The 6,905-nt window shown below is 45.6% G+C and carries 8 protein-coding genes and 2 pseudogenes; 8 read left to right on the top strand and 2 right to left on the bottom strand.

From position 1 onward, the window contains the following. Positions 1–249: 249 nt before the first annotated feature. Positions 250–792 carry a hypothetical protein gene (locus ACERC7_RS04200; RefSeq protein ID WP_373658607.1) on the bottom strand — a complete coding sequence of 181 codons (543 nt, stop codon included), beginning with the start codon at positions 790–792 and terminating at the stop codon, positions 250–252. Positions 793–917: 125 nt separating this feature from the next. Here ACERC7_RS04200 and ACERC7_RS04195 point away from each other — a divergent pair, with 125 nt between their 5' ends. Further along, positions 918–1,136, top strand: a complete 219-nt coding sequence (locus tag ACERC7_RS04195) for a helix-turn-helix transcriptional regulator (RefSeq protein WP_018368440.1) — start codon at positions 918–920, stop codon at positions 1,134–1,136. 15 nt (positions 1,137–1,151) lie between these two features. On the opposite strand, the gene ACERC7_RS04190 is transcribed toward ACERC7_RS04195, so the two are convergent. Then, on the bottom strand, positions 1,152–1,526 hold the full coding sequence (locus ACERC7_RS04190; protein ID WP_373666213.1) for a winged helix-turn-helix transcriptional regulator: 375 nt from the start codon (positions 1,524–1,526) through the stop codon (positions 1,152–1,154). A 118-nt stretch (positions 1,527–1,644) separates the two neighbouring features. Here ACERC7_RS04190 and ACERC7_RS04185 point away from each other — a divergent pair. From ACERC7_RS04185 to ACERC7_RS04155, 7 genes and pseudogenes are all read left to right on the top strand, one after another. Continuing rightward, positions 1,645–2,430 (top strand): annotated as a pseudogene (locus ACERC7_RS04185) (nitronate monooxygenase). Then, complete coding sequence (locus ACERC7_RS04180) at positions 2,427–2,624, top strand: hypothetical protein (protein ID WP_373666212.1); 198 nt, start codon at positions 2,427–2,429, stop codon at positions 2,622–2,624. The pseudogene ACERC7_RS04185 and the gene ACERC7_RS04180 overlap by 4 nt, the downstream one beginning before the upstream one ends. A gap of 1 nt (position 2,625) precedes the next feature. Then, positions 2,626–2,931, top strand: a complete 306-nt coding sequence (locus ACERC7_RS04175) for a hypothetical protein (RefSeq protein ID WP_373666211.1) — start codon at positions 2,626–2,628, stop codon at positions 2,929–2,931. A 15-nt stretch (positions 2,932–2,946) separates the two neighbouring features. Then, positions 2,947–3,930, top strand: a pseudogene (locus ACERC7_RS04170) (LLM class flavin-dependent oxidoreductase). 514 nt (positions 3,931–4,444) lie between these two features. After that, on the top strand, positions 4,445–4,867 hold the full coding sequence (locus ACERC7_RS04165) for a MarR family winged helix-turn-helix transcriptional regulator (RefSeq protein ID WP_373658605.1): 423 nt from the start codon (positions 4,445–4,447) through the stop codon (positions 4,865–4,867). Between the two features lie 137 nt (positions 4,868–5,004). Then, positions 5,005–5,556, top strand: coding sequence for an NADPH-dependent FMN reductase (locus tag ACERC7_RS04160; protein ID WP_373666210.1), 552 nt, complete (start codon positions 5,005–5,007; stop codon positions 5,554–5,556). Between the two features lie 169 nt (positions 5,557–5,725). After that, positions 5,726–6,694, top strand: coding sequence for a thiamine pyrophosphate-dependent dehydrogenase E1 component subunit alpha (locus tag ACERC7_RS04155; RefSeq protein WP_373666209.1), 969 nt, complete (start codon positions 5,726–5,728; stop codon positions 6,692–6,694). Positions 6,695–6,905: the final 211 nt, after the last annotated feature.

The raw sequence follows: 6,905 nt of genomic DNA, 5'->3' as shown, positions 1-6,905 counted from the left end.
ACAATCTCCAAAATAGTGATATTAGGGTCTTTAATTCCGAGTAGGTTTGTGATAAAATTGAACTGTTCCATATGTGTCTTTCTAATGAGTTGTTTAAGCACTTTTCATTGTAGGTCATATGGAACCTTTTTTCTACACTCAAAAGGCTCTATAATCTCCATGGTGGATTTACCCACTACAGAAATTATAGAGCCAACTATCTCTAATAAACACGAGAAATCGCCCCGTCATCAGCGGAGCGATTTTTTATTATTCAAGTGTAAAGGCGACAACAACAGGTTTTGTTCCCCAACTCCAAGATGGTTTTATTTCAATTTCACCTTTGCCAGTTTCTGAGATACCAAAGGCTTGAGTGGCATTTTCATAAGTTCGACCAGCGGAAATTGTTTCAAGAGTAGTCGCAACAGGATAGGACTCCATTTTTTTACCATTGATGTAGAGTGTTAACTCTGATCCAACAAAGTAGTCATCCTCAGATAGATTGGTCACATCATAGGTTACGACAATGACTTTATCAGGTTGAGCATCTGAAAATTGATTGCGTTCGTCAGTATAAGCAACTGATTTAATGGTGACTTCTGCCTTATCTTCTATATTAATTTTCTCTCCGAGGGAATACTCTTTTTTTGTTGAACTTGTTTTGACTGATGAGCTTTGGGAAGTTTCGCTAGATGCCTTAACAACAGATGGCTGACTGCTGTCTTTAGTTGATGCCTCTTTAGTTGAGTTACAGGCTACCAAAGCGAAACTAGTGAGCGCTAGGGCTGAAAGTGTTAGTAATTGTCGTTTCATTGAAACATCTCCTTTTTGATATTGTGGGTATATCCACAAGAAAAGTATAACATATTGTGTTTATAAACACAATATGAAAATAACCACATGAACGATAAAATAATAATCAGAAAGGAGTCGGTCTGATGATTAGTTTTGCCCCACTTTGGGCGACCATGGAGCGCAAAAATATTTCTCAGTACCGACTGCTGAAAGCAGGTATTGATAACAAGACGCTGGATGGTTTGAAAAAGAATAAAAATATTACCTTATTAACACTAGAAAAACTGTGTGTGATTTTAGACTGTAGCCCAAATGATGTGGTGACTTTTGTTGATGATGGTAGTGGAGAAAATAAAAGGTAGCGTTGTTCTCTTGCGCTACCTTTTAATATTTGTGGAGACATCTCCCTGATACCTCTCTCCAAATGCCACCATCAGCTCAAGCAGAGGCAGCAAGTCTCTGCCCTTGTCTGTCAGGTGATACTCAACACGCGGTGGGACCTCTGGATAAACTGTACGAGCGATGAGCTTGTCAGCCTCCATTTCCTTGAGTTGCTTGGTTAGAGAACCTTGGGAGAGATTGCCCAAATGCTTCTGGATACTGCTGAAACGCTGGGCACCCTTGTCCAAATACTCAAGAATCATGGGTTTCCATCGTCCAGAGAGCAGAGTGTGGGTGTAGAGCAGAAAAAAGAGTGGAGTTGGATTTTCCAAATCTTCTGGGAAAAATCCTTGAGGACAAATTTTGACCATAAACGCCCTTTCTATCAAAAAGTACAAAAAAGTGTACCAGACAATTTTTAATTGCCGTCTTGGCAAGGGGTCAAGTAGCTGTTAGACTTATTGTATCACAGATAAAGGAGAAAAACAGATGACAAATCGGATTACAGACATTTTGGGGATTGAAAAACCTATCATCCAAGGCCCTCTGGCTTGGTTGACCAATGGTCAATACGCTGGTTCTGTCAGTGCCGCAGGTGGCTTGGGAGTTCTTGGCATCAGTGCTGGGCAGACCGTTGCAGCGACGACGGTGGAGGAAACCATCGAAAACATGCGACGGGAAATCCGTATCGCCCGTGAGATAACGGATAAACCGTTAGGCATCAACGTCGCTCCTGGTCATGAGTTGACCGATATCTTCACAGGTTCTATGCTTGAGCTGATGGTGGAAGAAGGGGTGCAGGTTGCCGTCATGGTCGGTGAATTTTCCGCCTTCTGAACTGCGAAATTCAAGGAAAAAGGCATCAAAGTCGTCTTTCGTGCCGGTACGCCAACCGTCGAAAACACCGAGGAAGCCATCCAAGGTGGTGCTGACATCATCGTGGCAACTGGTTTTGATGAAGGGGGAACAGTACCTGAGAAGGTCATCGGCACTTTTTCCATCGTACCGATGATTGTCGATGCTGCCAAAGGACGTGTCCCTGTCATGGCAGCTGGTGGGATTGCAGATGCTCGCACTGCTCGCGCGGCCTTTTCCCTCGGTGCGGAAGGGCTCTATGTTGGTACAGCCTTCATGATGGCTGAAGAAGCCATTTTGGCGGACAACATCAAGGAAATGGCACTCAAAGCGACAGCTTCTGACCTGCTGCTCTACCGCACAGTACCTGCCTACTACCGCTCTTTATCGGGCGACATTCCCAAAAACTCTTGGAAATGAGCCAAGCAGGGGCAACAGAGAAAGAGATTTTCGAGGTTCAGCGTGGCTACAATGGTATGCGTGACGGCATGCTCTTTGGCGATCTCAGTAAGGGCTTTGCGTCCTTTGGTCTGGGGATTTCCCTGATTGACAAAATTGAGCCTGTGGCGGTGATTATGGACAAATTGATGAGTGGTATCGGGGATTTAGTATAAGATGGCAGATAGGAAACAAATGATGATTGGTCTCGCCATGTTTGGTGCGGCAGGTTTACATTTTCGATCGTGGTTGGACCCAGAGGTTAAACTCTCGGAGTATCCAGATCTTTCAGTCGATATTCAAGCGGCTCAGCTGGCTGAAAAAGGCAAGTTCCAGTTCATGTTCTTTGGTGATTTTCCGGGTACCAAGGCAGCGCATAACAGCGACATGCAGACCATGGGCTTGGATCCCTTGCTGATTGCCAGTATCATAGGCAGCCAGATCTCACGTATCGGTCTGGGGATTACGCGGGCGACTTCTTGATCCAATCCCTATGAGTTGGCTAGACAGTTCAAAACGCTGGATGCGCTGACGCACGGGCGGGTGGCTTGGAATGCGGTCACAGGGGCCAACGGGGTCAGTGCCAATGCTTACGGGGTCAATCTAGCCACCAGCTTTGACCGCTATGGCAAGGCCTATGAATTTACAGAGGCTGTGCAACAGCTCTGGGCAACATGGGGAAAGGACGCCCTTAAACTCAACCACCAGACCAAGGAATTTGCCGACTACGACCAGGTCAAAGCTGTTAGCATCAAGGGCGACTATGTGCAGACAGCAGGTACTCTGCCAATCCCAACGTCCAGGCAAGGCTAGCCAGTCATTTTTCACTCGGGTGGGTCGGAAAATAGCATTGCCTACGCTGGCAAATATGCCAATGTTTTTGTCGGTGAAGTCTGGACTATCGAGCAAGGTCAAGCCATGCGTCAGGCGCTTCGCCAAGCTGCTATGGACAATGGGCGACACCCTGATGACATCAAATTTATCGCAGGGCTCATGCCCTTGCTAGCGGATAACAAGAAAGCTGCGCTAGAGCGCCACGCTAGCTTTATCGATGGTGAGACCTTTTTGCAACGCATCGCCCATATCGGCTATGTGCTAGGCGTCCAGTTTACGCCTGCTGATATTGAGTGCCCGATTGCGCCAGAGATTTTGGATGCCGTACAGGTCACCCCTTACAGCGACCCACGTCTGGAAAATGTCCTCAAGGTAGCGCGTGAAGGCTGGACCTTGCGAGAAATCGTCTATCATTCAGTGATTGACTACCACCTTACAGCGGTCGGGAATGCTACGGACATTGCTGACCACATGACGGCTTGGTTTGAAGCAGGGGTTGCAGATGGCTTCTGGGTCATGCCAGATGTCTATGCCGTCGATTTGCCTCGCTTTGTCGACGAAGTCGTCCCAATTCTCCAAGAACGCGGCATTTTCCATAAGGATTATGAAGGTGAAACCCTACGGGAGCACCTCGGTGTACCTTACTAGTATGGGGTGAGGGATTAGTTTTTCGGACAAGCAGATGTTATCAGTTGAGCATAGAAATGATGTGCTCGCTATAACATGTTTTGAAAGATTCTTGTAGAGAGGTTGGGTAAAGCTCCCAGCCTCTCGATTTTATTGTCATTAAAATAGGGAAGCGATTCTTGAGCGTTACTGCCAGTTCAGAGGTAGTTTTTGAGATCCGATTAGGCAATGCCTCACTGTTGAGTGCGTTAAGGCTGTTAAACCTTAGCGGGACGAACACCGAGTGAACGATAGCTCGACCATACATGTTATTGGTTGAATAGCCCGTACAATATATAAGGGAACGTTTTCTTGCTCAATTTGCCGCCTCAAACAGCTAATTTTAGCTTGTTTAAGCGATGTGTAGAGTGATGGACAGCGTTGCGTGTTGCCAGATGACCGCTTGTGCGTCATTATTTTTTTGCAGTCTCCTATCTTGACTTTATTATCGGTCATATAGTAGGATAAATAGCGGATATCGTATGGAGGAAAAATCATGAATGAGAAAAGACTAGCCCAGAAAGCTAATATTGTCTTTCGAAAGGCACAGTTGACGATTGATAATTATGTTGTGCCGAATCTACGCGAGTATGGCATCACCCATACCCAGTTTGGCGTGTTGGATTACCTCTACAGCAAAGGGGAGCAAAAAGTTGGGCAGATTTTATCAGGCTTATTAGCGACTTCTGGTAACATGACCGTGGTCATTAAAAATATGGAAAAAAATGGCTGGGTGTGGACAAAAACTTGTCCTGAGGATAAACGTGCTAAGCTCGTTGGTTTGACTGAAGCGGGTCGTGCGTTAATCGAGCGTGTCCTGCCAGAGCATTTAACCAAGGTCGAAGAGGCCATGTTTGTTCTGACCGATGATGAACAAGAGCAGTTGATTACCCTGCTTAAAAAATTCAAAAATTTGTAAGCAAAAGACTTTACAAATTTTTTTAGCTGTTGTATAATCACTATATAGTAATATCTGCTGTAAATCTATTTTAAGGAGATAGCGTGTCTATCATTACTTCAATCAAATCGTTGTTTTCAAAAAAGGAGGAAACAGTTATGTCAAAAAATATTTTGTTTATCGTAGGGTCACTGCGTCAAGGGTCATTTAACCACCAGTTGGCTCAAGCTGCTGAGAAGGTTTTAGCTGAGAAAGGTGCAACAGTGACTTACTTGGACTACAGTCAAGTGCCACTCTTTAACCAAGAATTGGAAGTCCCAACGCTTCCTGCGGTACAAGCTGTGCGTGATGCGGTGCTTGCTGCTGATGCGGTATGGTTCTTCTCACCAATCTACAACTTCTCTATCCCAGGTATCTTGAAAAACTTGACTGATTGGCTCAGCCGTGCTCTTGATTTGTCAGAAACTCGCGGTCCATCAGCGATTGATTCAAAAGTAACGACTGTGTCATCAGTGGCTAACGCAGGTCACGACCACCTCTTCCCAGAGTTCCAACAACTCTTGACTTTCATCCGTACTCAACCTGTTGGTGAGTTCACTGGCGCTTTGGTTAACCCAGAAGCTTGGGCAACAGGTGAGTTGACCGTTTCTGAAGAAACGATTGCTAAACTCTCTGCTCAAGCAGATGCGGTTTTAGCTGCCATTAACTAAGCTTACTAAAAATCTTGTTCGTTTTGAACGAGATTTTTACTTTGTGAAAAAAACAACTTTTTAAAAACCGAAACTGACCTATAACAGTTGAGAAAGCGGTTGAAATTCTTGCACTTTGTGAATTTTTCCGATAAAATAATAAGGTAATCTAAAAAATTTGGAGGCCGAAATGGTAACACTCTCAAAAGAGATACATTTGGAAATGTATTTGAAAATGCAGCGCATTCGTGAATTCGATATGCGGATTAACAAGCTGGTTCGTCGTGGCTTTGTTCAAGGGATGACTCACTTCTCAGTTGGTGAAGAAGCTGCCAACGTTGGTGCAGTACAACACTTGACTTATGATGATTGCTTCTTCTCAAACCACCGTGGTCACGGTCAGTCTATCGCGCAAGATATGGACTTGAATGCCATGATGGCTGAGCTTGCTGGTAAAGTGACGGGTGTATCTAAAGGTCGTGGTGGCTCTATGCACTTGGCAGACTTCAAACGTGGCAACTACGGCACTAACGGTATTGTTGGTGGTGGTTACGCCATGGCTGTCGGTGCAGCTCTTACCCAACAGTACAAAGGTACCAACAACATCGCTGTTGCTTTCTCAGGTGACGGTGCGACCAACGAGGGGTCATTCCACGAGTCTGTGAACATGGCAGCAACATGGAAACTCCCTGTGATTTTCTTCATCATCAACAACGGCTATGGTATCTCTATGGATATCAAAAAAGCGACAAACACGCCTCACCTTTACACACGTGCGGAAGCTTACGGGATCCCAGGCTTCTACGTAGAAGACGGAAACGATGTGTTGGCGGTTTACGAAACAATGGGCAAAGCAGTTGAGCATGTGCGTGGTGGAAACGGACCAGCTATCGTTGAAGTGATTTCTTACCGTTGGTTCGGGCACTCAACAGCGGATGCCGGTGTTTACCGTACCAAAGAAGAAGTTGAAGAGTGGAAGAAAAAAGACCCAATGATCAAGTACCGCGACTACTTGACCAAAGAAGGAATTGCAACGCACGAGGAGCTTGATACCATCGATGCTCAAGTGGTCAAAGAAGTCGACGATGCCTATGAATTTGCCGTAAACAGTCCAGACCCTGAACTCTCAGTAGCCTTTGAGGACGTTTGGGTAGATTAGGCGGCCGAGCAGGAGTGACTTTATCACTCCGTTGCGAGACCCCCGCAAGGACAGTTAGGGGATTGCCGAGCGTTTAGCAACGGCAGAGCCAGCTGTCTACTACGTGGTTGTAGGATATTCAGACTGAAATCTGAATGTTTCGTCAGCCGCTATGGCGGTCTGCCTACTGACCTTACTAACTACGTTATCGCTGTGTTATCGATAGTGATAA

Source organism: Streptococcus sp. E17BB (genome assembly GCF_041807725.1).
Classification (GTDB): domain Bacteria; phylum Bacillota; class Bacilli; order Lactobacillales; family Streptococcaceae; genus Streptococcus; species Streptococcus entericus.
The sequence above is the reverse complement of the archived record's forward strand: the minus strand, read 5'-3'. Positions and strand labels throughout refer to the sequence as shown.